The following is a 25,095-nucleotide window of genomic DNA, read 5'->3' as shown; positions in this document are numbered from 1 at the left end:
ATTACGCCTACATCTGAATGTCAGCAAACTTGATACCCAGGCCGCGAATGGTCTCCACCAGATCATCCAGGCGCGCAAAGGATTCGACTTCATCTTGATCGTCCACCAGGAAAAAACTGCGGCCGCCGCTTTTCTTGAAAAATACGATCCACTCCCCCAGGGCAGCAGGGTTCTGGATGATGTGAGTGGCCGATATCTGGCCTTCGGCCTGGCGAGCACTGACGTGTTCACGCTTCATGAAAGACTTCCCCAAAAAGACAAATGCCGCACAAACCGAGGGTTTGCGCGGCATTTTTGCATTGATCGGCAGACAGTTTAACGTATGCCCTGCCCTATCAGCACGCCCCTACGATCTGACCGTAGAAATTGACACCGTCATTGGTGGGCAACTTGACCCAGGTTTTCTCCCCACGGCCCTAGCCCGTCAACGCGCGGTAAAAAATCAGCATCACACTTGGGGGCCAGGCTTTTTCATCGGATGGAAAGTTATGCGGTGAAACGGGCCAGGTCAGCCGGAAATGCAATCCTCGCCGGCCTTCTTCACATCACCCGGACGGATCGGCACATTGGACATGCTCTCGTAGAGCTTGATGCTGCTACCGCTGGAACGTTCATCAATCTCGAAGATTGCCGAAGGGTCGGCCGAAAACTTCTGCGGCACAATGACTTCCATTCCTCCTTCCTTACGCGGCTCGATCTGCGACGGCCGGCGGGTCGCCGACAGCTTCTTCACCACACACGCGGCATATTCCTGCGGTTTCTTCCCGGAAATGACCGCCAAGGTCGGAGGGGTCTGCTTGATATCTGCAACCGAAGCACACCCACCAATCGCCAGGGCCAGAACCAACACACTCCACTTCATACTAAAACCTCCGATAAAGACCCTACGACAGCGGGGATGGTAAATTTCTCCCGCCCAAGTAGGATTTATCCCTGATAACTCGGTAAATAACTGTTTTAAATTGTCGACGTCGTTGAAGACGACCCGATAATAAACGCGCTGGGGCTGATAAACTCCATCTTAACCTACGTATCGTTCTGATTTTTCAGAAAAAGCCCTTCTGGAGACACCCTCATGAAATTCATCCACCAGCGCGAGCACCTCAACGAGGGAGACATTGTCGTCATCGAATGCTCGCAGACTTGTAATATTCGTCTGATGAGCGACGCGAATTTTCGCAGCTTTAAGAACGGCGGTCGCCACACCTATCACGGCGGCGCCTTCGACACGTTCCCGGCCAAAATCACCGCACCGAGCACCGGGTTCTGGAACATCACCCTGGACGTAGTCACGCGCCGCGCAATCAGCGTGACCCGCAAACCCGCGCTGTCCCACAAGATTCGCATTGTGCGCCGTACCAGCACCAAACTGAGCTGAACACTCGACAGGAAATAGCCGTGACCGCTACCACCAAGTACGTAATCAAATACAAGCTCAACGGCGAACGCCGCTTCGAGTTCGCTCAACTGCACACCAACAGCGTGGAAGAAGCCAAGCAAGCCCTGGCGAAAATTCACGATGCCAGTGATGAAATCACCGACATCAACGTGAGCAAGGCACTGTAAGCCGATGCCTGGCCCCACGACCGATCTGTTCGCCGATGACGCCTTGCAGCAACCCGCAGGGCGCGAGCAGATTGGCGAACAGTCCTACGTGCTAAGAGGCTATGCCCTGCCTTGGGTTGAGCGTCTTCTGCCGGAACTGCGCCGGGTCCTGGCTCAATCACCGTTTCGACACATGGTGACACCTGGTGGTTTTACCCTGTCGGCTGCATTGAGCAGTTGCGGCGATCTGGGCTGGACCACTGATGCCTCGGGCTATCGCTACTCGCCATTGGACCCGCGCAACCTGCAGCCATGGCCGCAGATGCCGGACGCCTTGCGCCAATTGGCCGTGTTGGCAGCGGCAGAAGCCGGTTTTCTCAACTTTGCGCCCGACGCCTGCCTGATCAACCGTTATGTACCCGGCGCGAAAATGGCCCTGCACCAAGACAAGGATGAGCGCCGCTACAGCGAACCGGTGGTGTCGGTCTCTCTTGGGTTGCCGGCGATTTTTCTGTTTGGCGGGCACGAGCGCAGTGACAAGCCCCAGAAAGTCTCGCTGTTCCATGGCGATGTGGTGGTGTGGGGCGGCGTGGACCGCTTGCGCTTTCATGGGGTGATGCCGATCAAGGAAAGCGTGCACTCGGTCATGGGCGCGCAACGCATCAACCTCACCTTTCGCACTGCCGGCTGATTTGACCGCAAGCTTCAGAGTGCCAGGTGCTCGCGGCGCGACTAATCTGGCCTGGCCCCGTCAAGAGTGCCAACCATGACCACCGAACACGACCCCCGCTGGGCAGCCATTCTGGCCCGTGACCCCAAAGCCGATACGCTGTTCGTCTATGGAGTGAAGACCACCGGCGTGTACTGTCGCCCGAGCAGCGCTTCACGCTTGCCACGCCCGGAAAATATCGAGTTCTTCGACACAGCGGCACAGGCCGAAGCCGCGGGCTATCGCGCCAGCAAACGCGCTGCCGGCGACCAGACCCAACTGGCAGCACACCATGCACAACTGGTGGCCGACGCCTGCCGGCATATCGAACAGGCCGACACCCCGCCCAGCCTGAACACGCTGGCCACGCAAGCCAAACTGAGCCCCTTCCATTTTCACCGGGTGTTCAAAGCCGTCACCGGCCTGACCCCCAAGGGCTACGCCAGCGCCCATCGTTCACGCAAAGTACGCGATGGCCTCAAGGGCCCGCACTCGGTGACAGATGCGCTGTATGACGCAGGCTTCAACTCCAATAGCCGCTTTTATGAGTCGGCCGACCAGCTGCTTGGCATGAAGCCCAGCGACTACAAAGCCGGCGGCACTAACACTGCGATCCTGTTTGCCATCGGGCAATGCTCGCTGGGTGCAATTCTGGTGGCGCAAAGTGCCCGTGGTGTGTGTGCGATTTTGCTCGGAGATGACCCGGATCGATTGGCGCGTGATCTGCAGGATCAATTTCCCAACGCCGAGCTGGTGGGCGCCGACCCGCACTTCGAACAGTTGGTCGCCCAGGTCGTGGGGTTTATCGAAGCGCCCGCGCTTGGCCTGGACTTGCCGCTGGATCTGCGTGGTACCGCGTTTCAGGAGCGGGTGTGGCAAGCCTTGCGCGATATTCCACCGGGGAGCACGGCCAGCTACGCGCAGATTGCAGCGCGGATCGGTGCGCCTAAGTCGTTCCGCGCGGTGGCCCAGGCCTGTGGCGCTAACAGCCTCGCGGTGGCAATCCCTTGTCACCGCGTAGTGCGCAGCAATGGCGACCTCTCGGGCTATCGCTGGGGCGTGGAGCGCAAGCAGCAGCTGCTGGAGCGTGAGAGCAATGTCTAACCCTGCTTGCGCTTGCGGAACTCGGCAACCTTATGGCGATTGCCACACAACGCCATGCTGCACCACCGACGCTTATGCGCCTTGGTGCGATCGTAGAACCACAGCACGCATTCAGGGTGTTCGCAGGTGCGGATCAGGTTGAAATCTGCCTCCACGAGCAAGGTAGCGGCAGCTTCGGCGATCGGCGAAAGAAACTGCTCCGGCGTTTGCAGTTTGCGCTGACGCACCAGGTGCAATTCACCCGGGGCCGGCCAGGACAATTGTGGATGGCTGACGGCCTTGCGCAAAAAGCCATTGAGGGCAGCCGGATCAGCCTGCTCGCACGCCTTGCGTGCCTCCAGCAAGGCCCGGATCACTTCCCGCAGCGTCTTCGCCGTTGCCAGTAACGCCCCATCCTCGAACGCAGGCGTCGCACCCTCCTCGACCCAGCCCAAGCGTACCAACCAGCGCGCAACATCGGCGTCAGCCTGCCAGAACTCGAAGGGCTCGCCGTCGACGTTGGCGCGGGTGTTGAGCATGTCCAGTACCGGGTGATCGGCAAGGACATAGGGTTCCAGGGGTGCATGGGTGGTCATGTTCAATCCTCTTGGGCGCGACCCTATCGTAACCGCTATTAATTCATCCTGGTAGTTACCACGAACGATTAGCTAACCATAATAAACAATTTGACAGGTTACATTTTTAAGCGCAGCTTTTGAAAACGGTAACCCGTATATCAACCCAATCAAGTTACATAGGTGTCTCATCATGACCACTCCAGACCCCGTTGTTCACTACCGCCACATCGATGTCGATGGCGTACGCATGTTCTACCGTGAGGCCGGCGCACCGTCGGCTCCGGTGATGTTGCTGTTGCACGGTTTCCCCAGCTCGTCCCACATGTACCGCGACCTGATCCCCCTGCTCGCCACGCGCTTTCGGGTCATCGCGCCGGATTTACCGGGCTTCGGCTTCACCGAGGTGCCGGCCGAGCGCGATTACCACTACAGCTTCGATAACCTGGCAATCACGGTTGGGCATTTTGTCGATGCGCTGGCCCTGAGCCGTTACGCGCTGTATGTGTTCGATTACGGCGCACCGGTGGGTCTGCGCCTGGCGGTGGCGCACCCGGAACGGGTCAGCGCGCTGGTTTCGCAAAACGGGAATGCGTACTTGGAGGGCCTGGGCGACGCCTGGGCACCGATCCGCGCCTACTGGGCCGAACCGAGCCATGCCAACCGCGAAGTCATCCGCAACGCGGTGATTAGCCTGGAAGGCACGCGCTACCAGTACCTGCACGGTGTGAACCAACCCGAGCGCGTGGCGCCGGAAGCCTACATGCTGGATGTCCTGCTCATGCAGCGCCCCGGCAATGACGAGATCCAGCTGGACCTGTTCCTCGACTACCGTAACAACCTGACGCTGTACCCGGCGTTCCAGGCCTTTTTCAAGGCGACGCAAGTGCCAACGCTGGTGATCTGGGGCCAGAACGACCCGTTCTTCATCCCGCCAGGCGCACACGCCTACAAGGCCGACAACCCCCACGCCGTGGTGGAACTGCTCGACACTGGCCACTTCGCCCTGGAAACCCATGCGGCACATATCGCCGAGCGAATTCACGCCGTCGTGGGCCACGCCATCGACTGATGGCACATCACGAAACTGCACGTTCGTCCAGTGAATAAAACAGACTGGCCGGGTGCCAAGGGCCCTGTTAAAACAGCGTGAAGCCTCACTAACGCTGGAGACGCATCCCATGAGCACCTGGCCAGACACCCGCCTTCTCGACCTGCTGGGCATCGAAGTGCCGATCATCCAGGCCCCAATGGCGGTAGGCACTACCACTGCCATGGTGATCGCCGCCAATAATGCGGGCGCGCTAGGTTCATTGCCGGCCGCCGCACTGAGTATCGAGCAACTGCGCGAAGCGCTGACCGCCATCCGCCAGGCCAGCCCGCGCCCTGTCAACGTCAATTTCTTCTGCCATCAACCCCCGGAACCTGACGTCGCACGCGATCGACGCTGGAAAGAATTATTGGAACCCTACTACCGCGAATTGGGGGCCGACTTTGATGCGCCAACACCGGTGTCCAACCGTGCCCCCTTCAATGACGCCGCCTGCCAGGTGGTCGAAGCATTCCGCCCCGAGGTCGTCAGTTTTCACTTTGGCCTGCCGGAAAAGTCCCTGCTGGATCGGGTAAAAGCCACCGGCGCCAAGGTGTTGTCCTCGGCCACCACGGTGGAGGAAGCTATCTGGCTGGAACACCATGGCTGCGATGCAATCATTGCCATGGGCATTGAAGCAGGCGGGCATCGCGGCTTGTTTCTCAGCGAAGACCTCAACACCCAGATCGGCCTGTTCGCGCTGTTGCCACAAGTCGTCGACGCCGTCCGCGTGCCGGTGATTGCTGCCGGGGGGATCGGCGATGCACGTGGGATGGTTGCAGCATTTGCCCTGGGCGCCTCGGCGGTGCAGATCGGTACGGCGTACCTGTTTACCCCAGAAGCCAACGTCACGGCTTCGCACCACCATGCGCTGCGTCATGCCCAGGCCAGCGAAACGGCACTGACCAACCTGTTTACCGGCCGCCCGGCACGCGGCATCGTCAACCGCGTGATGCGTGAGCTGGGTGCGATCAACCCGGCCGCTCCGGCGTTCCCGACCTCGGGCGGTGCGCTGATGCCGCTCAAGGCCAAGGATGAAGCGGGCTTCAGCAACCTGTGGTCCGGTCAGGCACTGCGCCTGGGCAAAGACACGACCACGTATGAGCTGACACGCGAACTGGCGGAGCAGGCCCTGGCCAAGCTCAAGTAGAGCCCCCATCCGTGGCAACTTTGCACTGTACCGGAACTGGCCAACCGCTATATATTCCAATACATAGCGGTTAAGCTTTCTATCGATAACAGGCCGCACACCCTCAAAGGAGCTGCTTCATGAAGATTCACGCCTCACGCCTGGCCGTTCTGGCCGCAGCCCTCGCCTTTGGTTCGGCGCATGCCGATGACGTCCAAGTGGCCGTGGCTGCCAACTTCACCGCACCGATCCAGGCGATTGCCGCCGACTTCGAAAAAGACACCGGCCACAAACTGGTCGCTGCCTACGGCGCCACCGGCCAGTTTTACACCCAGATCAAGAATGGCGCGCCGTTCGAAGTGTTCCTGAGCGCCGACGACACCACCCCGCAAAAACTCGAAACCGAAGGCGATACCGTCAAGGGGTCACGCTTTACCTACGCCGTTGGCACCCTGGCCCTGTGGTCGGCGAAGGACGGTTATGTCGATGCCAAAGGCGAAGTGCTGAAGAAAAACCAGTTCAAACATCTGTCGATTGCCAACCCGAAAGCGGCACCTTACGGCCTCGCTGCCACCCAAGTGTTGGCCAAGCAAGGGCTGACCGAGCAGGTCAAAGACAAGCTCGTTGAAGGCCAGAACATCACTCAGGCCTATCAGTTCGTGTCCACCGGCAACGCCGAGCTGGGCTTTGTGGCCTTGTCGCAGATCTATAAAGACGGCAAAGTCACCAGCGGTTCGGCGTGGATCGTTCCAGCCTCCCTGCACGACCCGATCAAACAGGACGCGGTCATCCTCAACAAGGGCAAAGACAGCGCCGCTGCCAAGGCACTGGTTGAATACCTCAAGGGGCCTAAAGCCGCTGCCGTCATCAAGTCCTATGGTTACGAGCTGGCCAAATAAATGCCGCTTTCGAGTGCCGATTTTTCCGCTATCTGGCTGACCGTCCAGCTGGCCTCACTGACCACCGTGATCCTGCTGATCATCGGCACTCCCATTGCCCTGTGGTTATCGCGAACCCGCTCCTGGTGGCGCGGCCCCATCGGCGCCATCGTCGCCTTGCCGTTGGTGTTGCCACCCACGGTGATTGGTTTTTACCTGCTGTTGGCCATGGGCCCCAATGGTTACTTTGGCCAGTTCACGCAATGGCTGGGCCTGGGCACCCTCACCTTCAGCTTCGCTGGGCTGGTCATCGGTTCGGTGATCTATTCCATGCCGTTTGTAGTGCAGCCCTTGCAGAACGCCTTCTCCGCCATTGGCACGCGCCCGCTGGAAGTGGCCGCGACCCTGCGCGCCAATCCTTGGGATACGTTTTTCACGGTGATTCTGCCCTTGGCACGACCAGGATTTATCACCGCCTCCATCCTGGGTTTTGCGCACACCGTCGGCGAATTCGGCGTGGTATTGATGATCGGCGGGAATATCCCGGACAAAACCCGGGTGGTTTCCGTACAAATCTACGACCATGTCGAAGCCATGGAATATGCCCAGGCTCATTGGCTGGCCGGCTCCATGGTGGTGTTCGCTTTCCTGGTGTTGCTGGCGCTCTACTCCAGCCGTAAAACAAAGATGGGCTGGAGCTGATGTCAATGATTGATGTGCGCCTGCAACTCAAGTATTCGGGCTTTGCCCTTGAGGTAGACCTTCACCTGCCAGGTCGCGGCGTGACCGCGCTCTACGGGCATTCCGGTTCCGGCAAGACCACCTGCCTGCGTTGTATCGCCGGGCTGGAGCGCGCCGAAGACGGTTTCATCCAGGTCAATGATGAGGTCTGGCAAGACAGCCGCAACGGGGTGTTTGTACCACCGCATAAGCGTGCATTGGGTTACGTGTTTCAGGAGGCCAGCCTGTTTGCGCATTTGTCGGTGCGGGCCAACCTGGAGTTCGGCCTCAAGCGCATTCACCGCCAGCAACGCCGTGTGGACATGGCCCAGGCCACGGAGTTATTGGCGATCGGCCACCTGCTCGACCGCAACCCCCAGCACCTTTCCGGCGGTGAGCGCCAACGCATCGGTATCGCCCGCGCCTTGCTCACCAGCCCGAAATTGCTGTTGATGGACGAGCCCCTGGCCGCCCTCGACAGCCAGCGCAAAGGTGAAATCCTGCCGTACCTCGAACGTCTGCACGACGAGTTGGATATCCCGGTGCTGTATGTCAGCCATGCTCAGGATGAAGTCGCGCGCCTGGCCGATCACATCGTCTTGCTCAGCGACGGCAAGGCCCTGGCCAGCGGCCCCATTGGCGAAACCCTGGCGCGCCTCGACCTGCCCCTGGCACGGGGCGACGACGCTGGCGTGGTGATCGACGGCACAGTCAGTACCTACGACGAACATTATCAGTTACTCACGCTGCAACTGCCCGACAGCGCCCTGCACATGCGCGTGGCCCATGCACCGCTGGCCGTGGGCAAAGCGTTGCGCATCAAAGTCCAGGCACGTGATGTGAGCCTCAGCCTGCAGGCAGAAGAACACAGCAGCATCCTCAATCGCCTGCCGGTGACGGTGACCCAGGAAATTCCGGCGGACAACAGCGCACATGTGCTGGTGCGCCTGGACGCAGGTGGCACGCCGTTGCTGGCGCGTATCACACGGTTCTCCCGCGACCAGTTGCAATTGCACCCCGGCCAGACACTGTGGGCGCAGATCAAGGCGGTGGCTGTGTTGGCGTAAGTAACCTTTTGGCACGACCGCAAACGGCTGCGGTCAATCAGACATACCGGCCTGATTTGTTGCCAAGGAACCCGCACCATGTCCGACTCTGCGCTACCCCGCGACCTGCATTATGTTGACGACACCCAGCCCGGCATCCGCCGCAAGACCCTGCGGGGCAAGTTCCAGTACTTCGACTCTAAGGGTGAGCGCATCCGCGATCCCGACGAGATCAAGCGCCTGAACGCCCTGGCCGTACCGCCGGCCTACACCGATGTATGGATATGTTCTGACCCGCGCGGCCATCTGCAAGCCACCGGCCGCGACACCCGTGGGCGCAAGCAGTACCGTTACCATCCGCGCTGGCGTGAGGTGCGTGACAGCGACAAGTACTCTCGGCTGCAGCAGTTCGGCATCGCCCTGCCAAAATTGCGCAAACAGCTGGAAGCAAAAATCGCCGAACCTGGCTTCACCCGCGAAAAGGTATTGGCCACCGTGGTAATGCTGCTGGACGCTACGCTAATCCGCGTCGGCAATACTCAATATGCGCGGGACAATAAATCCTACGGGCTGACCACGCTGCGTACCCGCCATGTGGATGTGAAAGGCAGCGAGATCAAGTTCCAGTTTCGCGGCAAGAGCGGCGTCGAACACCAGATCAGCGTTAAAGATCGGCGCTTGGCGACGGTGGTCAAGCGCTGCCTGGAATTGCCGGGGCAGAACTTGTTCCAGTACCTGGACGAAAGCGGCGAGCGGCACACCGTGAGCTCACAGGACGTGAATGAATACTTGCACAGCCTCACCGGTGCGGACTTCACCGCCAAGGATTACCGCACCTGGGCGGGCACCGCCATGGCGCTGGCGGTGTTGCGGGAATTGGAGTGGCAGCCCGAGTCCGATGCCAAACGGCACGTGGTGGCAATGGTCAAGGACGTCGCCAAGCAGTTGGGCAACACCCCGGCGGTATGCCGCAAGTGCTATATCCATCCTGCGGTGCTGGATCATTTCAGCCTCGGCGAACTCTCCAAGCTGCCCAAGCCACGGCTGCGTAAAGGGCTCAAGGCCGAAGAAGCGGCATTGGCGATGTTCCTTGAGCAACTGGCGGCGGATTTGCCGAAAAAGGCCAAGGTGGGTTAGGCTCTTCATCCCTTCTGACTCACGGGACGAGCGCCGACGTGAACAACTAAGCCTTCCAAAATGTATCTGCAACAGGCCGCCTGGCGCGCTTGTTGGCCTGTCCGACATTTTTTTGGAGGTGCTGATGACTGACGTCAACCGGCTGCCCGCCCTCGTTTCCCTGCAACACCTGTGTTTTCAGTTCGCCAATGGCGAAACCTTGCTGGACGACCTGAACCTGTCCATCGATCACACGCCCACCGGCATTGTGGGGCGTAACGGCCGCGGCAAAAGTGTCCTGGCGAAGTTGATCGCCGGGCAGCTGTCGCCCTCCTCTGGCACGCTGAATCGACCGCCCGATGTGGCTTACGTCGCGCAGAATGTCGTGATGGCGCCGGGCGAAACAGTCGCTCATCTCACCCGGACCGCTGCGCCATTGGCAGCCCTCGAACGCATGGCCCAAGGCGCCGCGCAGGACGACGACCTGGCGTTGATCGACGACCGCTGGAACCTCGCCGAGCGTTTGCGCAGCGCCTTGGATGCGGCGGGTCTCTCTCAGCTTAATGTTGATACCCCTGTCGACCAACTCAGCGGCGGCCAGTTCGCCCGCGTCGCGGTCATCGGAGCGCTGTTGGCCGCGCCACACCTGCTGGTGCTCGACGAACCCACCAACCACCTCGACAGCGACGGCCGTGCCTGGCTGCTGCGAGTGCTCGCTGATTGGCGTGGCGGCCTGGTGGTGGTCAGCCATGATCGGCAATTGCTCAACGCCATGGGGCGCATCATCGAACTGTCATCCCTCGGCGTCCGAGTGTATGGCGGCAACTACGATGCTTATCGCCTTCAGCGCGATGCCGGGCAACAGGCTGCCGTCGCCGCACTGGAACACGCACGCCTGGCGCGCAGCCGCGAACGGCGGCGCCTGCAAAAGGACCATGACAACCTGCAACGCAATGCCGCCCACTCACGCAAACAGGCGGAAACAGCCAACGTCGACCGTTTCACAAAAGCCCGCTGGAAAGGCGCCGCCACGGAAATCCTCAGCAGCGTGCGCAGCGCGCATGGGCAACACAAACAGGCGTTGGATGCCCAGGTGCGCCAGGCCTACGAAAAGGTACTGGATGAAACGCCAACGCTGTTGGCATTGCCCGCCTCAGCGGTGCCCTATGGCCGGAAGGTGCTGGCGTTGGTCGACGCGCAATCGCCATGGCTGCCCTCGACCTGCCTCAACCTGCACCTTGCCGGCCCGGTACGCGTCGCTGTGCGTGGGCCGAACGGGTGCGGCAAATCCACGTTACTCAAGGTGCTGGCGGGTGAATGGCAAGCGGTCAATGGCGTCTGCAGCGTGCAGGTGCCGAGTGCCTATATCGACCAGCCTCTTGCGCTGCTGGACGACCAGCGTTCCATCGTCGAGCAGCTCAACCTGCTCGACTCGCCACTGGCCGAAGCCGAATTGCGCACGCGCCTGGCGTTGCTGCAACTGGACGCCTTGCGCGTGACCCAACCCGCCGGGCAACTCAGTGGCGGCGAGCGCTTGAAGGCCGCGATGGCGATTGCCTTGTGGCGCGAAGTGCCGGCGCAACTGTTATTGCTGGACGAGCCGACCAACCACTTGGACGTGGAATCGGTGATGGCCTTTGAACAGGCGCTGCAAGGTTTTACGGGGGCGATGATGGTGGTGTCCCATGATGCGGATTTCGTGCAAGCGATCAGGCCGACCCACTTTTTCACCTGGCAGCCTACGGGCTGGTGCCTAGAGTGTGTCTGAGGTCATTGCGCGCGCCCTAAAAGCGCCCTACGGTAGTGGCCGGATAATCTCACAGAGGAACCCGGCTCTATGTTGCCTTCGCCGCGCAAGCCCAACGCCAATGCTGCACTGGCCCATCGACAGCGCTGGCGTGGCCGGGTCGGGCTGATGCTGGTGGCCAGCCTGTCGGTGCTGGCGGGCATGACTGACGCCATCGGCTTCATGGCCAGCGGTGACTTTGTGTCGTTCATGAGCGGCAACACCACACGCCTGGCGGTGGCGATCAGCGCCGGGGATCTTGGCCTGACCGGACGGCTGCTGTTGCTGGTCGCGACCTTTATCGTTGGTAACGCCTTCGGCGTCGTGGTCAGCCGGCTGAGCCGCCGCCATGCACTGCCTTTGCTGATGTGTATTGCCGGCTTGTTGTGCGGCGCTGCCGTGCTGCCCTTCGCCGATACGTTGCCCGCGCTGCTGGCGGCGATCATCGCGATGGGTATGCTGAATGCCGCTGTGGAAGAGGTTAACGGATTGCCGGTAGGCCTGACTTACGTCACCGGCGCGCTTTCACGGTTCGGTCGCGGGCTGGGTCGCTGGCTGCTCGGGGAGCGTCGCAGCGGCTGGCGCGTACAACTGATCCCATGGGCCGGGATGTTCGTGGGGGCGGTGATTGGCGCGGTGCTGGAGCAGCAGATGGGCTTGAGGGCGCTGCTGGTCAGCGGCGTCTTGGCAGGCGTGCTGGGGCTGGTGTGGCTGAAGATTCCCCGGCGCTGGCACCTTGGCTACATGCCGCGCTGAGGAAAAAAGGTGCTCGCCCGACGTTTAAGCCTCGACGTCCGTGTACTGGTAAAGAGCCATCGTGTCGGACGGGCGGGTGAATCATAATCCAAATGCCTCGCAGCCGTCGTGACAGGCATTTCCTAAAACGACTAAAGCAATGGATTACAGGCAAGTCGCCAGTGCGGCCAAACGCCGCTTGGCCGGCATATTGTCTTCTGCCGCGTAGTACTTGATGGTGGAACCGGCCCCCGCGCTTTGCACATCGACAAAGTAGTCGCCGGCGGTGGTGTACACGGTAAAGCCGCTAGCGCCGATGGGTTCCTTGAAGCCGCCGGCGTCAACGCCGAACACGCTTTCATCCTGCCAGCCGAACTGCACGCATTCGGCAACCACCAGTGTGGCCTTGTCTGAAGCCAGGGTTTTGTAGGGCGTGCCGGCGCGCGCCTCTTTCATCTTCGAACCTGCACAACCGGCCAGGGCCGCCAGTACCAGTGCGCCAATTACCACCTTGTGCATGCCATTGCTCCGTTGGAAAAAAACGCGACTCTATCATTAGCAGGCGACACCCAAGGACTATTACGTCACGCAGGCGCCTATAAGTGGATTCGCTGCATGCTCAAGGGCAAGCGTACGGTCAAGGGCGAGAGCACGCCCAACTGACTGGGTGCTTGAAGGTGGCGCCTGCTGACACATGGCATTATGATGCCGCGGTTGATCTCACTGAGGAGATCAACAGGATACCCTCAACAAGGAAGCGTCATGAAAGATTTCGTCATCAGCGTCAACAACTCCGTTCTCTACATCGCACTGGCCTTCGTCTGGCTGATGGGTTTGGTGACGATGTTCAGCGCAAGCTTTTTGTCGGGCCTGGCGGTATTGGTGGGCGGTACTTTGACGTGGTGCATCATTTCCGGCTTCTGGTTCGTCCAGTCGGCCACCTATGAAGAACTGCGCAAGCTCAACGCAAAAAGCTGATGTGCCTGGGCAGCCCTATCGGGCTGCCTTGCTGTGTGCAGCATGAATTTAGTTTCACTGTGAAGGGCGCCTGGGCTGCCTATATTGGCCACGCTCATTTTTAGAAACCTCCCTTCTGCCCGCCCTCCCGCGGGCTTTTTTTCGTCCGAGTGTTAAAGCAACCAGCGCAATAGGTAGAACAACGCCATGCTCAACAGTACGGTGATCAACACATTGCGCGTCCAGAACATCAACGCCACCGCGCTGAGCCCCGCCAGCAGGTAAGGGTTGGCCGGGCTCAAGTTGAGTTGATGGTCGGCCAGGAAAATGATCGGCCCGCAAATCGCCGTGAGCATGCCAGGCACGGCGAACCCCAGAAACTCCCGCGCGCCACGGTTGAGGCGCACCGGCAGGCGCGGCTCGATAAACAGGTATCGGTTGAGAAATACCACTAGGCCCATGGCCACAATCATGATGTAGATCATCGCTGCCCTACTCCCAGTCGCTTACAGGCATACCCCGCGCTCATGCCCAACACCCCGGACACCACCACCGCCGACTCCCAATGCAGAAAGCTCAACCACACCGAAAACAGCAACGATACGGCCACGCAAACCAACGTGGGGATGTCACGCACCACCGGCGTAATCAACGCGATAAACGTAGCAGCGATGGAAAACTCCAGCCCCAGTTGATCAAGGCCGGGAATGCTTTTGCCGAGCACGATACCGGCCAGTGTGAACAGGTTCCAGATAATATAGAACGTCAGGCCGACGCCCAGGGCGTACCAGCGGTTGAACGTCTCGCGGTCAAAATGGCTGATCAGTGCGAAGAATTCGTCGGTCAACAAAAAGCCCAGGCTCATGCGCCAGCGGGTCTTGAGGGGCGACAGGATCGGGCGCACATGCATGCCGTACAGCAAATGCTGGGACGTCAGCAGCAAGGTGGTCAGCACGATGGAAATCAGGCTGGCGCCACTCTTGACCATACCGATGGCGACCAGTTGCGCGGCTCCGGCAAACACGATGGCGGACAAACCTTGGGCTTGCAACGGGGTGAACTGTGCATCAATGGCCATCGAACCGGCCAGCAGTCCCCACGGCGCGCAGGCCAGGGACAAGGGAATGACGGCGATGGCGCCGCGAGCGAAAGCGTAATGAGGTAAGGCAGTGGGCATGGAAACGGCTCATCGACAGACAGTCGACAAGCATGCCAGCGCAACAAGGGGATTGTCTTGAACGATCTTGCTCAGGCGAGCCTTACCGACACCTGCTCCACCGAGTCGCGCGCTTCGCGCAGTTCGTGGGCGTCCTGGTTAAGCCGGTGAATGGTGTTGAGCAAACGCTGGCGCAACACTTCATCGCCGAGCTTTTCGACGGCACGCATCAGGTCGAAGGCCGCGGTTTCGTTATTTTCCGCGACGGAATCCAGGGTCTTGCGCAGGTTGCGAGTGGCACGGGTCACGCGGGTTATTCCTTGATCAGCAATGGGAAGGCACTTTAGGACATTCATGTTTCATTTTAATTTCAAACACTTGTGGCGGTTTTCAAGGCATTTGATCCATATCAATTGAAACAGCGTTTGACCGATATATATGAAAATACGTATATTCGCATAACCCCATATACAAAGACCTTGGCCATGCTGGATCCCCTCTCCCCACCCACCTTGTTCAAATGCCTGGCCGATGCCACCCGGGCACGCCTGACGTTATTGATCCTGCGTGAAGGCGAACTTTGCGTGTGCGAACTGATCCATGCCTTGGACGACAGCCAGCCAAAAATCTCCCGCCACCTGGCGCAATTGCGCAGTGGCGGGTTGCTGCTGGACCGTCGCCAAGGCCAATGGATCTACTACAGCATCAACCCGGCATTACCCGATTGGGTGACTGACGTGCTGCACACCACCCTGCAAGCCAACCAGCCCTGGTTGCACAACGACGCACAGCGTCTGAATACAATGGGCGACAGACCACAACGGACCAACACCTGCTGCTGAATCCTCGGAGCGTTCATTCATGCTTGTCGCACTTGCGATTTTTATCTTCACCATCGTATTGGTCATCTGGCAACCCAAGGGCCTGGGCGTTGGCTGGAGCGCAACCCTGGGCGCCATTCTGGCCCTGGCCTCTGGCGTGGTCAGCCTGGCGGATATCCCCGTGGTGTGGCACATCATCTGGAATGCCACAGGGACCTTTGTCGCACTGATCATCATCAGCCTGCTGCTCGACGAAGCCGGTTTCTTTGCCTGGACCGCCCTGCATGTAGCGCGCTGGGGGCGTGGGCGCGGCCGGCGTTTATTTGCCTATATGGTGTTGCTCGGCGCATTGGTCTCGGCGCTGTTTGCCAATGACGGCGCGGCGCTCATCCTCACGCCGATCGTGATATCGATGCTGTTGGCCCTGCGCTTTTCCCCGGCGGCGACCCTGGCCTTTGTCATGGGCGCAGGGTTTATCGCCGACACGGCCAGCTTGCCACTGGTGGTCTCGAACCTGGTGAATATCGTCTCGGCGGATTACTTCAAGATCGGCTTCAACGAATACGCCGCGGTGATGGTGCCGGTGAACTTCGTCAGCGTCGCGGCGACGCTGGCGGTGCTGCTGTGGTTCTTTCGCCGCGACATTCCGCAGACCTACGACCCGGCCGACCTTGAAGACCCCGCCAGTGCTGTCCACGACCGCGCCACCTTCCGCGCCGGCTGGTGGGTGTTGGGCATCCTGTTGGTCGGTTGCTTTGCCCTGGAGCCGCTGGGCATTCCCATCAGCGCGATTTCCGCCGTCTGCGCCGTGCTCCTACTGGTCATCGCCGCCAAGGGCCACACGATCTCCACGCGCAAAGTGCTGAAGGAAGCACCGTGGCAAATCGTGATCTTTTCCTTGGGAATGTACCTGGTGGTCTACGGCATGCGAAACGCCGGCCTCACCACCTACCTGGCGACCTGGCTCGATACGTTCGCCACTTACGGCGTGTGGGGCGCGGCGATGGGCACGGGAGTGCTGACGGCGCTGCTGTCCTCGGCGATGAACAACTTGCCGACGGTGTTGATCGGGGCGCTGTCCATCGAATCCAGCCATGCCGTGGGCGTGGTCAAGGACGCAATGATCTACGCCAACGTGATCGGCAGCGACCTGGGCCCTAAAATCACCCCGATTGGCAGCCTGGCCACCTTGCTGTGGCTGCACATCCTGGCGCGCAAGGGCATCACCATCACCTGGGGCTACTACTTCAAGGTCGGGATCGTACTCACGCTACCGGTGTTGTTGATCACGCTCGCCGCCCTCGCCTTTCGCCTGAGCCTTTGAAGGAGATAACCCAATGAAAGTCCTGTTCATGTGTACCGCCAATAGCTGCCGCAGCATTTTGTCCGAAGCTGTGTTCAACCATTTGGCGCCGCAAGGTTTTGCGGCGATAAGCGCCGGCAGCTTTCCCAAGGGCCAGGTCCTGCCGCGCAGCCTCAGTACGCTGCAGGCGGCGGGTATCAGCACTGAAGGGCTGTACAGCAAAGGCAATGACGCTTTCGAAGGTAGCCCGCCAGACGTGGTCATCACCGTGTGCGACAAGGCTGCCGGTGAAGCGTGCCCGCTGTATTTCGGGCGGGCAGTGAAGGCGCATTGGGGGTTGGAAGATCCATCTGATGTAAAGGGCAACGACGCAGACATCCAGGCGGCCTTCAACACAACCCTGGACATTATCGCCAAACGCTGCAGGGCGTTTTTCGCCGTGCCTTTTGATTGCCTTAGCCCTGCTGAAATCAAAGCGGAGTTCGACCGTATTGCGCTGATGTGAGCATCGCTTAGCGATGTGGATTCGCCTGCTGGTGCCAGCGTATGCTTTCGCACTTTCCTGAAAGGACGCGGGCATGCTGACGATCTTTTTCTACGCACTGATATTCGGTTTCGTGTTTTGCCTCTCTCCCGGCGCCGTGCTGGCGGAGACCCTGCGCCGTGGTTTGCTCCATGGCTTCACGCCGGCCCTTCTGGTGCAGTTTGGCTCGCTGGTGGGCGACGCGGTGTGGGCGGTGATCGGCCTGACCGGGATCGCCCTACTGATCCAGCATGACGCAGTGCGCGTGCCACTAACGGTAGTCTGTGCGTTGTACCTCGCCTGGCTGGGTGTGCGCAGCCTGATCGATGCCTGGACGCTGCCTGAATCAGACGCCGCACCCGCCAGTACTCGGCAAAATGCGCTGGCGGTCGGCGCAGCGATCTCCCTGGCCAACCCGAAGAATATCGTTTACTGGGGCGCGCTGGGCAGCGCGTTGTCAGGCATCGTCGGCGCCACGCCCAGCCATGGGCAAACCTTGATGTTTTTCGCCGGGTTCATGCTGGCTTCAGTGTTGTCATGCTTTCTGATTGCAGCGCTGGTCAACGTGCTGCGCAAGAACGCATCACCGTTGGGGCAGCGCATCAGTTATGGCGCTTGCGGTGTGGTATTGATCTATCTGGCAATTCTGGCCGCGCAAGGGATATGACGTTATAGCAACGTGTTATCGGTGTGGGTGGCCTTATCGAGGGCCTACTCTCGCAAACCTGGGGGTCAGCGTCCAATCAGGCCTTGACCTGTTGTTCCAAGTGCAGCTGCAATTGCGGATCGATTTGCAGTTGACCTGCCAAGTCGTCCAGGTAATTGCGTTCGGCGTCCTGCTGATCGTCCACCAACATCACACTGGCCAGGTAAACCTCCGCCGCCACTGCCGGGTCGCTGGCGAACTCGGCGAAATCCGCAGCGTCCAGGGGCTTGGCGACTTCAGCGTCGAGCCACGCTTGCAGTTGCGAATCGTCGGTATGCCGGCCCAGTTCAATGGAAATCAGTTGCTGCTCTTTTTCATCGATGTGGCCATCAGCTTTCGCGGCGGCGATCAACGCACGCAAAACGGCATGGCTGTGGGCTTCGGCTGCGGGACCGTCAAGCTGGTCGACCGTCTGGAAGGCTTGCTGCGGAGCACTGCCTTGCTGGCGTTGCCAGGCTTGGTAGGCCCGGAACGCCGCCATGCCCAAGGAAGCCAGCGCCGCGTAGTTCATCCCGCCAGCACGTCCCTGGGCTGGACGCGCGCCAGCGGCACCGCCCAAGAGGCCGCCAAGCCCACCCAACAAGCCACCCAGACCAGCACCGCCCGAGGCATTGCCGGTGCTAGTGCCTTTCAATAAGCCGCCGAGCAGTCCGCCCAAACCGCCACCCGAGGAGGCACTGGCCCCTTGCCCGGCGCGCAGCAGTTGTTCCAGTAAGTCGCTGGTGTTCATGATCTCGCCCTCCCAGGGCGCAACGTTGGCGTCTAACAACCATAGCCCGGCCCTGCCGGAACACCATGACCGCCGGGCGGGCACGGCCTATCATGGCGTCACCGTGCCTCTGAGAGAAAACCCAAGTGAACCGAATTGAGCATGTCGTGTTGATGGCCCGCTACAACCAGTGGATGAACCGCAAGCTCTATGAAGCGGCCGGCACGCTGTCGGACGCGGAGTTGCTCATGGACCGCAAGGCGTTTTTCGGCTCGATTCTCGGCACGTTGAACCACCTGGTATTAGGCGACACCGTCTGGCTCAAGCGCTTTGCCCTGCATCCTGCTGGCTATGCGGCACTGGCTCCGCTGAACGCGGTCGCCACACCTGTTGATTTGACGCAGTTGGCCTTTGCCAACGTCCGAGAACTGGCCGCCCGCCGAGCCTGGCTGGATCAACTCATCCTCGACTGGGCGCAGACCGTAGAGGCGCCCGACCTTGATCAGCGCCTGCATTACCGCGACATGCGCGGTGTGGCCGCCGATAAAAACTGCTTTAGCCTGCTGGTGCACTTTTTCAATCACCAGACCCACCACCGGGGCCAGGCAACCACCTTGCTGAGCCAGGCGGGGCTGGACGTGGGCACTACGGATTTGCTGGCGTTAATCGACTGAACTCGGCGTACGCCTGCATCAAGCGCGGGAACGCCGCGGGCTCTGGCAACTGCGCAAAGCGTTCAACGGCCGGGGTGGAGGCCCAAGGCAATTTCTCGCTGGTCCAGGTCTCCATGAAGGGTACATAACTGCTGGCATTGTCCAGCAACGCCGCGCGCACGTTGACGAACTCATCGATGCCATGAGGGCGGGTGAACAGCCAGCTCATGCAATGCGGGCAAAAGTAGTGGCGGTCCTCCCCCTGCAGGCCGCCGATCACCGGGCAGCCCTGGGTGATCGTAAAACCGCTGGCCGGAATCAATGCGCTCAGGGAGAAGGCGCTGGAAGACATCTTCTGGCAACCGGTGCAGTGGCAGGCCATGGTGATCACTGGGGCTGCACTCACGCTGAAGCGCACACGGTCACAACGGCAGCTGCCTTCGTACGGCAGGGTGTCGACGCTCATCATTGCTTCCTTTTATTGATGGGTAGCGTGGCAGGTTAGCGTCCGGGCGCAGAGTTGAACAGGCCAGCCCCAAAACCGAACGCTGCATCGTCACTGGGGTCGTAAACCTTAGGTGTCGGGATTTTTGCTGCACCCGCCCTCCCCGCGTGCATTGGGAGTCTACCGATGCGCGTACCCCGAGAAGGAGACGCTTACATGGTCATTCACTTCAAGGTCGCAGGTCATTTAGCCTGTGGCCATCACGGCACCAACCTCCCTTCCAGCGTCGAGCTGAACCGAGTCAAGTGCCGTACCTGCCGCAACACCGATGCCTACAAGGAAGCGCGCCGCACCCAGCGCAATGCTGCCCGCCGCGCCAATCGTAACGCCAAGACCCGCACCGTGATCGACTGGCGCAGCACGTGGACGCAACGCCTCACCGACCTGCCCGGTATGCAGCGTTTGCCACGGGGCTTCAGCGGTCAGCCCTTCGTGTAAGCCACACAAACAAAAGCCCCGGCAAAACCGGGGCGCTTGGGTGTTAGTCGATCATCACTGTGCGCCACTGTTTCGAAGGTTTGTCGTTCTGGGGCTTCGGTGGTTCTGGATATGTCACTGATCTGACCAAGGCCCAGGCCGAGGTGTTCACCAAGGACGGTGCTTGTGATCACCGCGACACCGACATTCCGTGGCCAAAGGCCTACATCGATGCCCAAGCCCGACGCCTTGTTGAGCGTGACGACGTAAATATCAAAGACGCCCTGCGCGGCACAGGTATCAAGCTGGCCAAGCCGAAGGGGCCAAAAATGATGGTGTTCAATTGCAATGGCTACCGCCGATTCATCAGCGGCGCGCAGCGCTATCGGGAAGACCGCCGGACAACGCACCTTAAGAAGCGTTACCGTGCGGGCTTAATGCTGCCTTGCTGAGCGAATCGTTCAAACTCGGCGAGCATGATAACCGCCGTGAACTGCAGCTCCCCGTACTGAGCGGCTGTCTCATCAGCCTGGAACGGCCAGTAGTTCTTGTAGAAGTCTTTCGCCGCTGCCTCAGCTTCGTCCTTTGCAAGTTGAAGGCCTGCTTCGTAGTCGTCATCACGCATACATACCTCCTTGATCCGACTCCATGCCGGTCACCCGCAATACCCCAACCCAACCCAACCCAAACTGCCACCATCCAAGTTGCGAGGACTGTTTGATGCGGTCCGTGAGGCGGCCGGTGTTGAAAAGTAGACTTTCAGATGCGCGACTTACGTGCAAAGGCTGGTACCGACAAAGCACAATCCAGTGAAGACATGCTAAAAGCGAGGGACCCACTTGGGCACACCACCGTGGTGATGACCGAGTATTACATCCACAAACGGATCGACAAAAAGGTCACGCCAACTAAGTGAGTTGCGGAGCAACATTTGAAATTGCGGACCGGAAACAAACAAGGGTTTGCATCAGCTTTCGCCCGCAAACCCTTGATTTTAGATGGTGCCCGAACCCGGAATCGAACCGGGACGCCCTTACGAGCGGGGGATTTTAAGTCCATTATTTTTTCCTTATAAATCATAGCCTTATTGTGGTTATTTTTCCGCTTCAAACAAATTCTCTGTTCGTTTTAGGGTAGTGAAACCAGGACTACAAAACAAATTGCGGAAAGAATTCGGGTCGCCGGAATCCCGTATTTCAAGCGAAGGCAGTCGGATATAGGTCTGCAGAAATGGCCTCGAAGCTATTACCGGTTACAGCCCGACACTGAATCCTCTGATCCCCACGCTGTCGGCAAAGCGCCTCACCGCTGTGAGGCTGGCCCAGGTGCGTAGCCGTTAACGTCGAGAGCGTACCGGCACCCAGCGCGCACCGTTGCCGCCCAGGCGAATCGACAGACTCCAATGTGATGCGCCATCGATCTTTGCCACCAGGCACTCGCGCACCACGTTTTGCTGCACCAGGACGCGCAGCACCTCTTCATGGATTGACTCGTTGATCATGTGAGCTCCGTCAGCCGCGTCTGCGCTGCATCATAGAAGGCGAGGTACAGCCGCTCAATCGCATCGGCGCTCAGCGCACCGACGGTCTCCAAGCCCAGAATGAACCCTTCAGCACGATCAATCGCGCGCAATGTGGCGGGGATCGTTGCGCTACTGAGAATAGTCTGCAGCAGCTTGTCGGCCTGGGCGCGGGTCGCGCCTGTCAGGTTCAGCGCCGCCAATGAGACCTGCCCATAATCCTCACTCATGATCTGCCACCCAGCAATCCGGAGTATTCAGCGTGCCGAACTCCGGGGTGTACCCGGCCATGACCGACAGGTGCTCAACTGGGGTGACGCCTCGCGTTGCGGCGGTCGGGATCGGGTACGGGTAACTGCATTCTTTGGGTGTCGACATGGTGAGAGTTTTTGTTCAAGTAAGTGCCTGTGCGTGAGACCACAGTACCCAGGGTCGGCAGGCCAGTTTAGGCGTCGGTGGCTCCCGTACCCCAACGAAAAGGCCCCCACACCTGAGGCAGGTGTGGGGGCCGATCGAACATAGGCTGGAATTCCGTGTATCAGCCGTCAAAGGCCGCTATCGACCGATTCTGTTGAAAAAGTAGCTCCCCTGTTTGACCTGCGGCAAAATTGCTTCATTGGCCGGTGGGGGATCACAGAGCATGATGGGACAATTATCGAGTGGGCAGGAGCGACTGTTTTACTCGTTCAACCTTGAAGATCACATCCCAGCCAATCATCTTCTGCGCAGCATTGATCAGTGTCTCGATCTGAGTGACCTGCGCCATTACCTCGCCGATTTCTATAGCCCTATCGGGCGTCCGTCGATTGATCCTGAACTGATGATCCGCATGCTGATCGTGGGCTATTGCTACGGCATTCGCTCAGAGCGGCGGCTGTGCGAAGAGGCCCATTTGAACCTGGCGTATCGCTGGTTCTCCCGATTAAGCCTTGAAGATGAAGTCCCCAACCACTCGACGTTTTCCAAAAATAGACACGACCGTTTTCGGGACAGCGATCTGTTTCGCTGGTTGTTCAATGAAGTGCTGCGTCGTTGCATGGACGCAGGCTTGGTCAAAGGTGAAGGCTTTGCCGTGGACGCCAGCATCATCAAGGCGGATGCGAGTCGGCAGCGCGGCGTACCGGGTGATGAACAGATCAACTGGAGCGATCCGGCCCTGAGCACTCGCGCCGTGCGTGAGTACCTTGAAGGCCTCGATGAGGAGGCTTTGGCCGAAACGCTACCGAAACGCCTGTCGCTGACGGATCCTCAGGCACGCTGGACGGCTGCTCCAGGCGGCCCTGCTTTCTACGCTTACTCCACGAATTATCTGATCGATACCGAGCACGGCGTGATCATGGATGTGGAACCCACACCGGCTCATCGAACCGCAGAAGTCGAGAGCACCAAGACGATGATCGATCGGGTCGAAGCGCAGTTCGACATCAAGCCGGAACGCCTCATTGGCGACACCGCTTACGGTACCGCGCCGATGCTGGCCTGGATGGTGGAGGAAAAAGGCATCGAGCCGCATGTGCCGGTGTGGGACAAAACTGAGCGCAAGAACGACAGCTTTTCGAGTAACGATTTCCACTGGAATGAAGAGGCGGAGGAATACCGCTGCCCAGCCGGCAACCCATTGCGCAGCGAATGGCGAGCCTTCAAGAACGAACGTTCGCACGTCACTAAAGCCAACACCATCATCTTCCGATCCAGACAGACCGACTGCGCGACATGTCCGATGAAAGCCAGGTGCTGCCCGAACACTTCGATTCGCAAGATCGCTCGCAGCGTCCATGAAGCCGCTCGCGATGTGGCTCGGTTCATTGCCGCAACGCCGGCATATCAGCGCTCTCGTCACGAACGTAAAAAGGTCGAAATGTTGTTTGCCCATCTCAAGCGCATCCTGAAATTGGATCGCCTGCGGCTACGTCGCATGAGTGGCGCGACGGATGAGTTCACGCTGGCCGCTGCGGTGCAGAACCTGCGACGGCTGGCCAAATTTTCATCTCAAGGGCCACCAGTCACGGGACTGGATTATCTTGGCAGTTCGAAGCGCTATCGCTGGTTGTAACGGACGACTCCAATGCCGCGTGTCATCATGGAATGGGCGTCTGGATCGGTCAGTGAGGCCGATTTATCCGATGATTCGTTGAGCTGACTTTCAATGAACTGCAATTTTTTCATCTGAGCTTTGAGCTAGTCGATTAGCTCTTGCAGCCGAGTAGCCATGGGCTGAGCGACCGAGGGTTCTTCCCGATCGCTTTCGTCGAGCGCAGTCAGGCAGCGATTGATACTCGATTCAATTTCTTCCATCCGCCGTTTCAGCTTAGCACTGGTGAAATTGCGGCCGCGGTTATTGATGGCCTTGAATTTACTGCCGTCAATGGCGACCAGATTTTCTTCGAACAGTCCTAGTTGCTGGCACAGCACCACGAACTGGCGGCAGACATCTCGGATGGCCTTGCTGTTGTCTTTTCGGAAGTTGGCGATAGTCTTGAAATAGGCCCAACGGCTTCAGCAAAACGCCCTACGGACGTCAGGGTGGCTCAGGTAAATAGGAGCGCACGCCGAGAGTGCATCGGTGCCCAACGATTGTCGTGGCCACCCAAGGGATCGACAGGCCCCAGTCGGGACCACCTTCCATACGGCCGCCCAGACATTCACGCACGGCATATTATTCGACTTGGGCACGCAAGATTTTTCGTGAACACCGTCAGCGATCACTGTGCATCCACCAGTCGGCGCGTCATGGCCGCTTCGTCGAAGACGCCGTTCAAACCATCACTTGCAGAATTCAGCGCCCCGATTGGTTCTAACCCCAGGACAAACCTCGCATAGGACTCATGCGATGCAGATCCTAGGCACGAGGTGCAAACATGACGATGGTCTTTTCACAGGGCAACAGCGCCCGACCATGGTCCCTGCTCGGCGTCATGCCATCAATCTGTAAAACCATAGGAAGGCAGCGAAGATATACATTGAAGTTAAAAACGTGTGGGATAAGCATTAAAACTCAGAAACGTTCTATGTTCGCGGCTTAATGCGGCCTGTAGTTTATACCCCCCTATGACTACACGTAATCGTTACCACATGGCCCACAAAACACTGAGGTGACTCACTTCGACTGCACAGTCGCAAGATTGCGTCCGTTAGATGCCTGAGCGTTAGCTTCAAACATTTCCATGGTAATGCTTGTGTTTAATGCAACATCCCCGACGCCATTCTTTAAAAGCCATTTGGTGAAATCGTCTATCACTGCACCGATGGCATGCTGATGGTGAGCAACAAAGTCAGCGCATCCGCCGTAGCGATCTTGGATTGGGAGTTATCTGGCCTGGGTTCCCTCTTGGACTTTTTGTAACCAATCTACTTCATGTGAATAATAAGGTTCGTCTGATTTTTCCAGCATCTGGCCTCCCCTAAAGTGCCGGA

The 25,095-nt window shown here is 59.3% G+C and carries 36 protein-coding genes and 2 pseudogenes; 23 read left to right on the top strand and 15 right to left on the bottom strand.

The features are described from left to right. Positions 1–7: 7 nt before the first annotated feature. Positions 8–238 carry a hypothetical protein gene (locus tag AACY36_RS08735; RefSeq protein ID WP_339416238.1) on the bottom strand — a complete coding sequence of 77 codons (231 nt, stop codon included), beginning with the start codon at positions 236–238 and terminating at the stop codon, positions 8–10. Between AACY36_RS08735 and AACY36_RS08730 the strand changes: the two genes are divergently transcribed. Continuing rightward, positions 237–497: a hypothetical protein gene (locus AACY36_RS08730; RefSeq protein WP_339416237.1), complete on the top strand. Its 261-nt coding sequence runs from the start codon at positions 237–239 to the stop codon at positions 495–497. The two genes, AACY36_RS08735 and AACY36_RS08730, sit on opposite strands and share 2 nt — an antisense overlap. Before the next feature lie 11 nt (positions 498–508). Here AACY36_RS08730 and AACY36_RS08725 read toward each other — a convergent pair whose 3' ends face one another. Further along, positions 509–862, bottom strand: a complete 354-nt coding sequence (locus tag AACY36_RS08725) for a hypothetical protein (protein WP_339427519.1) — start codon at positions 860–862, stop codon at positions 509–511. Positions 863–1,075: 213 nt separating this feature from the next. Here AACY36_RS08725 and AACY36_RS08720 point away from each other — a divergent pair, with 213 nt between their 5' ends. The 4 genes from AACY36_RS08720 to ada all read left to right on the top strand — a co-directional run bounded on the left by AACY36_RS08720 (position 1,076) and on the right by ada (position 3,358). After that, positions 1,076–1,378 (top strand): DUF1883 domain-containing protein, encoded by a 303-nt coding sequence (locus AACY36_RS08720; RefSeq protein ID WP_027606593.1) that lies wholly within the window; start codon positions 1,076–1,078, stop codon positions 1,376–1,378. Between the two features lie 20 nt (positions 1,379–1,398). Beyond that, positions 1,399–1,566, top strand: a complete 168-nt coding sequence (locus AACY36_RS08715) for a hypothetical protein (protein ID WP_098467678.1) — start codon at positions 1,399–1,401, stop codon at positions 1,564–1,566. A 4-nt stretch (positions 1,567–1,570) separates the two neighbouring features. Beyond that, positions 1,571–2,236: a DNA oxidative demethylase AlkB gene (gene alkB / locus AACY36_RS08710; protein ID WP_339416232.1), complete on the top strand. Its 666-nt coding sequence runs from the start codon at positions 1,571–1,573 to the stop codon at positions 2,234–2,236. A 75-nt stretch (positions 2,237–2,311) separates the two neighbouring features. Beyond that, positions 2,312–3,358 (top strand): bifunctional DNA-binding transcriptional regulator/O6-methylguanine-DNA methyltransferase Ada, encoded by a 1,047-nt coding sequence (ada, locus tag AACY36_RS08705; RefSeq protein ID WP_339496976.1) that lies wholly within the window; start codon positions 2,312–2,314, stop codon positions 3,356–3,358. On the opposite strand, the gene AACY36_RS08700 is transcribed toward ada, so the two are convergent. Then, complete coding sequence (locus tag AACY36_RS08700; RefSeq protein ID WP_339496974.1) at positions 3,355–3,933, bottom strand: CGNR zinc finger domain-containing protein; 579 nt, start codon at positions 3,931–3,933, stop codon at positions 3,355–3,357. The two genes, ada and AACY36_RS08700, sit on opposite strands and share 4 nt — an antisense overlap. A 172-nt stretch (positions 3,934–4,105) precedes the next feature. Between AACY36_RS08700 and AACY36_RS08695 the strand changes: the two genes are divergently transcribed. From AACY36_RS08695 to AACY36_RS08660, 8 genes are all read left to right on the top strand, one after another. Further along, positions 4,106–4,984: an alpha/beta fold hydrolase gene (locus AACY36_RS08695; protein ID WP_339496973.1), complete on the top strand. Its 879-nt coding sequence runs from the start codon at positions 4,106–4,108 to the stop codon at positions 4,982–4,984. 109 nt (positions 4,985–5,093) lie between these two features. Beyond that, positions 5,094–6,152, top strand: a complete 1,059-nt coding sequence (locus AACY36_RS08690) for an NAD(P)H-dependent flavin oxidoreductase (protein WP_339494001.1) — start codon at positions 5,094–5,096, stop codon at positions 6,150–6,152. Positions 6,153–6,271: 119 nt separating this feature from the next. Then, positions 6,272–7,030 carry a molybdate ABC transporter substrate-binding protein gene (gene modA / locus AACY36_RS08685; RefSeq protein WP_339427524.1) on the top strand — a complete coding sequence of 253 codons (759 nt, stop codon included), beginning with the start codon at positions 6,272–6,274 and terminating at the stop codon, positions 7,028–7,030. Then, positions 7,031–7,711, top strand: coding sequence for a molybdate ABC transporter permease subunit (modB, locus tag AACY36_RS08680; RefSeq protein ID WP_339416226.1), 681 nt, complete (start codon positions 7,031–7,033; stop codon positions 7,709–7,711). 5 nt (positions 7,712–7,716) lie between these two features. Beyond that, positions 7,717–8,796: a molybdenum ABC transporter ATP-binding protein gene (gene modC / locus AACY36_RS08675; RefSeq protein WP_339496998.1), complete on the top strand. Its 1,080-nt coding sequence runs from the start codon at positions 7,717–7,719 to the stop codon at positions 8,794–8,796. A gap of 78 nt (positions 8,797–8,874) precedes the next feature. Next, on the top strand, positions 8,875–9,912 hold the full coding sequence (locus tag AACY36_RS08670; protein ID WP_339496971.1) for a DNA topoisomerase IB: 1,038 nt from the start codon (positions 8,875–8,877) through the stop codon (positions 9,910–9,912). Between the two features lie 124 nt (positions 9,913–10,036). Next, positions 10,037–11,659, top strand: coding sequence for an ABC-F family ATP-binding cassette domain-containing protein (locus AACY36_RS08665; protein WP_339496969.1), 1,623 nt, complete (start codon positions 10,037–10,039; stop codon positions 11,657–11,659). 69 nt (positions 11,660–11,728) lie between these two features. After that, a complete protein-coding gene (locus AACY36_RS08660) occupies positions 11,729–12,433 on the top strand; it encodes a YoaK family protein (protein WP_339416223.1) in 705 nt (234 codons plus the stop codon). A gap of 144 nt (positions 12,434–12,577) precedes the next feature. Here AACY36_RS08660 and AACY36_RS08655 read toward each other — a convergent pair whose 3' ends face one another. Next, positions 12,578–12,931 carry a hypothetical protein gene (locus tag AACY36_RS08655; RefSeq protein WP_339416221.1) on the bottom strand — a complete coding sequence of 118 codons (354 nt, stop codon included), beginning with the start codon at positions 12,929–12,931 and terminating at the stop codon, positions 12,578–12,580. A 243-nt stretch (positions 12,932–13,174) separates the two neighbouring features. On the opposite strand from AACY36_RS08655, the gene AACY36_RS08650 reads away from it, so the two are divergent. Continuing rightward, on the top strand, positions 13,175–13,390 hold the full coding sequence (locus AACY36_RS08650) for a hypothetical protein (protein ID WP_065873020.1): 216 nt from the start codon (positions 13,175–13,177) through the stop codon (positions 13,388–13,390). A gap of 152 nt (positions 13,391–13,542) precedes the next feature. On the opposite strand, the gene AACY36_RS08645 is transcribed toward AACY36_RS08650, so the two are convergent. The 3 genes from AACY36_RS08645 to AACY36_RS08635 all read right to left on the bottom strand — a co-directional run bounded on the left by AACY36_RS08645 (position 13,543) and on the right by AACY36_RS08635 (position 14,833). After that, positions 13,543–13,854 carry an AzlD domain-containing protein gene (locus tag AACY36_RS08645; RefSeq protein WP_339416217.1) on the bottom strand — a complete coding sequence of 104 codons (312 nt, stop codon included), beginning with the start codon at positions 13,852–13,854 and terminating at the stop codon, positions 13,543–13,545. Then, positions 13,851–14,546, bottom strand: a complete 696-nt coding sequence (locus tag AACY36_RS08640; RefSeq protein ID WP_339416215.1) for an AzlC family ABC transporter permease — start codon at positions 14,544–14,546, stop codon at positions 13,851–13,853. Before AACY36_RS08640 ends, AACY36_RS08645 begins: the two co-directional genes overlap by 4 nt. 71 nt (positions 14,547–14,617) lie before the next feature. Then, positions 14,618–14,833 (bottom strand): hypothetical protein, encoded by a 216-nt coding sequence (locus AACY36_RS08635; RefSeq protein WP_025856028.1) that lies wholly within the window; start codon positions 14,831–14,833, stop codon positions 14,618–14,620. Between the two features lie 177 nt (positions 14,834–15,010). On the opposite strand from AACY36_RS08635, the gene AACY36_RS08630 reads away from it, so the two are divergent. The 4 genes from AACY36_RS08630 to AACY36_RS08615 all read left to right on the top strand — a co-directional run bounded on the left by AACY36_RS08630 (position 15,011) and on the right by AACY36_RS08615 (position 17,839). Next, positions 15,011–15,367, top strand: coding sequence for a metalloregulator ArsR/SmtB family transcription factor (locus AACY36_RS08630; protein WP_339494011.1), 357 nt, complete (start codon positions 15,011–15,013; stop codon positions 15,365–15,367). Positions 15,368–15,386: 19 nt separating this feature from the next. After that, the gene (locus tag AACY36_RS08625) at positions 15,387–16,670 is read left to right on the top strand and encodes an arsenic transporter (RefSeq protein WP_339427528.1); all 1,284 of its coding nucleotides are present in this window, start codon (positions 15,387–15,389) and stop codon (positions 16,668–16,670) included. Positions 16,671–16,683: 13 nt separating this feature from the next. Further along, complete coding sequence (locus AACY36_RS08620; protein WP_339496968.1) at positions 16,684–17,154, top strand: arsenate reductase ArsC; 471 nt, start codon at positions 16,684–16,686, stop codon at positions 17,152–17,154. Between the two features lie 73 nt (positions 17,155–17,227). Next, positions 17,228–17,839, top strand: coding sequence for a LysE family transporter (locus AACY36_RS08615; RefSeq protein WP_339427530.1), 612 nt, complete (start codon positions 17,228–17,230; stop codon positions 17,837–17,839). A 76-nt stretch (positions 17,840–17,915) separates the two neighbouring features. Here AACY36_RS08615 and AACY36_RS08610 read toward each other — a convergent pair whose 3' ends face one another. After that, the gene (locus AACY36_RS08610) at positions 17,916–18,608 is read right to left on the bottom strand and encodes a tellurite resistance TerB family protein (protein ID WP_339416204.1); all 693 of its coding nucleotides are present in this window, start codon (positions 18,606–18,608) and stop codon (positions 17,916–17,918) included. Positions 18,609–18,733: 125 nt separating this feature from the next. Between AACY36_RS08610 and AACY36_RS08605 the strand changes: the two genes are divergently transcribed. Continuing rightward, positions 18,734–19,261 carry a DinB family protein gene (locus tag AACY36_RS08605; protein WP_339416202.1) on the top strand — a complete coding sequence of 176 codons (528 nt, stop codon included), beginning with the start codon at positions 18,734–18,736 and terminating at the stop codon, positions 19,259–19,261. On the opposite strand, the gene AACY36_RS08600 is transcribed toward AACY36_RS08605, so the two are convergent. Next, positions 19,233–19,706 carry a GFA family protein gene (locus tag AACY36_RS08600; RefSeq protein WP_339416200.1) on the bottom strand — a complete coding sequence of 158 codons (474 nt, stop codon included), beginning with the start codon at positions 19,704–19,706 and terminating at the stop codon, positions 19,233–19,235. The genes AACY36_RS08605 and AACY36_RS08600 overlap by 29 nt on opposite strands. Before the next feature lie 195 nt (positions 19,707–19,901). On the opposite strand from AACY36_RS08600, the gene AACY36_RS08595 reads away from it, so the two are divergent. Both AACY36_RS08595 and AACY36_RS08590 read left to right on the top strand, forming a co-directional pair. Then, a complete protein-coding gene (locus AACY36_RS08595; protein WP_339439040.1) occupies positions 19,902–20,183 on the top strand; it encodes a hypothetical protein in 282 nt (93 codons plus the stop codon). A gap of 59 nt (positions 20,184–20,242) precedes the next feature. Continuing rightward, entirely contained in the window at positions 20,243–20,614 is a 372-nt protein-coding gene (locus AACY36_RS08590; protein ID WP_339416198.1) for a hypothetical protein, read from the top strand. On the opposite strand, the gene AACY36_RS08585 is transcribed toward AACY36_RS08590, so the two are convergent. Continuing rightward, positions 20,584–20,787 carry a hypothetical protein gene (locus AACY36_RS08585; RefSeq protein WP_339496967.1) on the bottom strand — a complete coding sequence of 68 codons (204 nt, stop codon included), beginning with the start codon at positions 20,785–20,787 and terminating at the stop codon, positions 20,584–20,586. The two genes, AACY36_RS08590 and AACY36_RS08585, sit on opposite strands and share 31 nt — an antisense overlap. A 138-nt stretch (positions 20,788–20,925) precedes the next feature. Between AACY36_RS08585 and AACY36_RS08580 the strand changes: the two genes are divergently transcribed. Then, positions 20,926–21,078 carry a hypothetical protein gene (locus AACY36_RS08580; protein ID WP_370468004.1) on the top strand — a complete coding sequence of 51 codons (153 nt, stop codon included), beginning with the start codon at positions 20,926–20,928 and terminating at the stop codon, positions 21,076–21,078. 420 nt (positions 21,079–21,498) lie between these two features. On the opposite strand, the gene AACY36_RS08575 is transcribed toward AACY36_RS08580, so the two are convergent. Genes AACY36_RS08575 through AACY36_RS08565 form a run of 3 tightly spaced genes read right to left on the bottom strand, consistent with a single transcriptional unit; the run spans position 21,499 to position 22,059 of the window. Then, the gene (locus AACY36_RS08575; RefSeq protein WP_370468003.1) at positions 21,499–21,663 is read right to left on the bottom strand and encodes a hypothetical protein; all 165 of its coding nucleotides are present in this window, start codon (positions 21,661–21,663) and stop codon (positions 21,499–21,501) included. Continuing rightward, positions 21,660–21,911: a hypothetical protein gene (locus tag AACY36_RS08570; protein WP_339427532.1), complete on the bottom strand. Its 252-nt coding sequence runs from the start codon at positions 21,909–21,911 to the stop codon at positions 21,660–21,662. Before AACY36_RS08570 ends, AACY36_RS08575 begins: the two co-directional genes overlap by 4 nt. Continuing rightward, the gene (locus AACY36_RS08565) at positions 21,904–22,059 is read right to left on the bottom strand and encodes a hypothetical protein (RefSeq protein WP_339427533.1); all 156 of its coding nucleotides are present in this window, start codon (positions 22,057–22,059) and stop codon (positions 21,904–21,906) included. Before AACY36_RS08565 ends, AACY36_RS08570 begins: the two co-directional genes overlap by 8 nt. 262 nt (positions 22,060–22,321) lie before the next feature. On the opposite strand from AACY36_RS08565, the gene AACY36_RS08560 reads away from it, so the two are divergent. Then, positions 22,322–23,734 carry an IS1182 family transposase gene (locus tag AACY36_RS08560; protein WP_339427611.1) on the top strand — a complete coding sequence of 471 codons (1,413 nt, stop codon included), beginning with the start codon at positions 22,322–22,324 and terminating at the stop codon, positions 23,732–23,734. Here AACY36_RS08560 and AACY36_RS08555 read toward each other — a convergent pair. Continuing rightward, positions 23,728–24,162 (bottom strand): annotated as a pseudogene (locus AACY36_RS08555) (IS5/IS1182 family transposase); the annotation flags it as partial. The gene AACY36_RS08560 and the pseudogene AACY36_RS08555 sit on opposite strands and share 7 nt — an antisense overlap. A gap of 630 nt (positions 24,163–24,792) precedes the next feature. Continuing rightward, positions 24,793–25,029: pseudogene (locus AACY36_RS08550) on the bottom strand (hypothetical protein); the annotation flags it as partial. Positions 25,030–25,095: the final 66 nt, after the last annotated feature.

It is taken from the genome of Pseudomonas sp. EA_15y_Pfl1_P101 (assembly GCF_963970835.1).
Classification (GTDB): Bacteria; Pseudomonadota; Gammaproteobacteria; order Pseudomonadales; family Pseudomonadaceae; genus Aquipseudomonas; species Aquipseudomonas tritici.
This window is presented reverse-complemented; position numbering and strand designations above follow the sequence as displayed.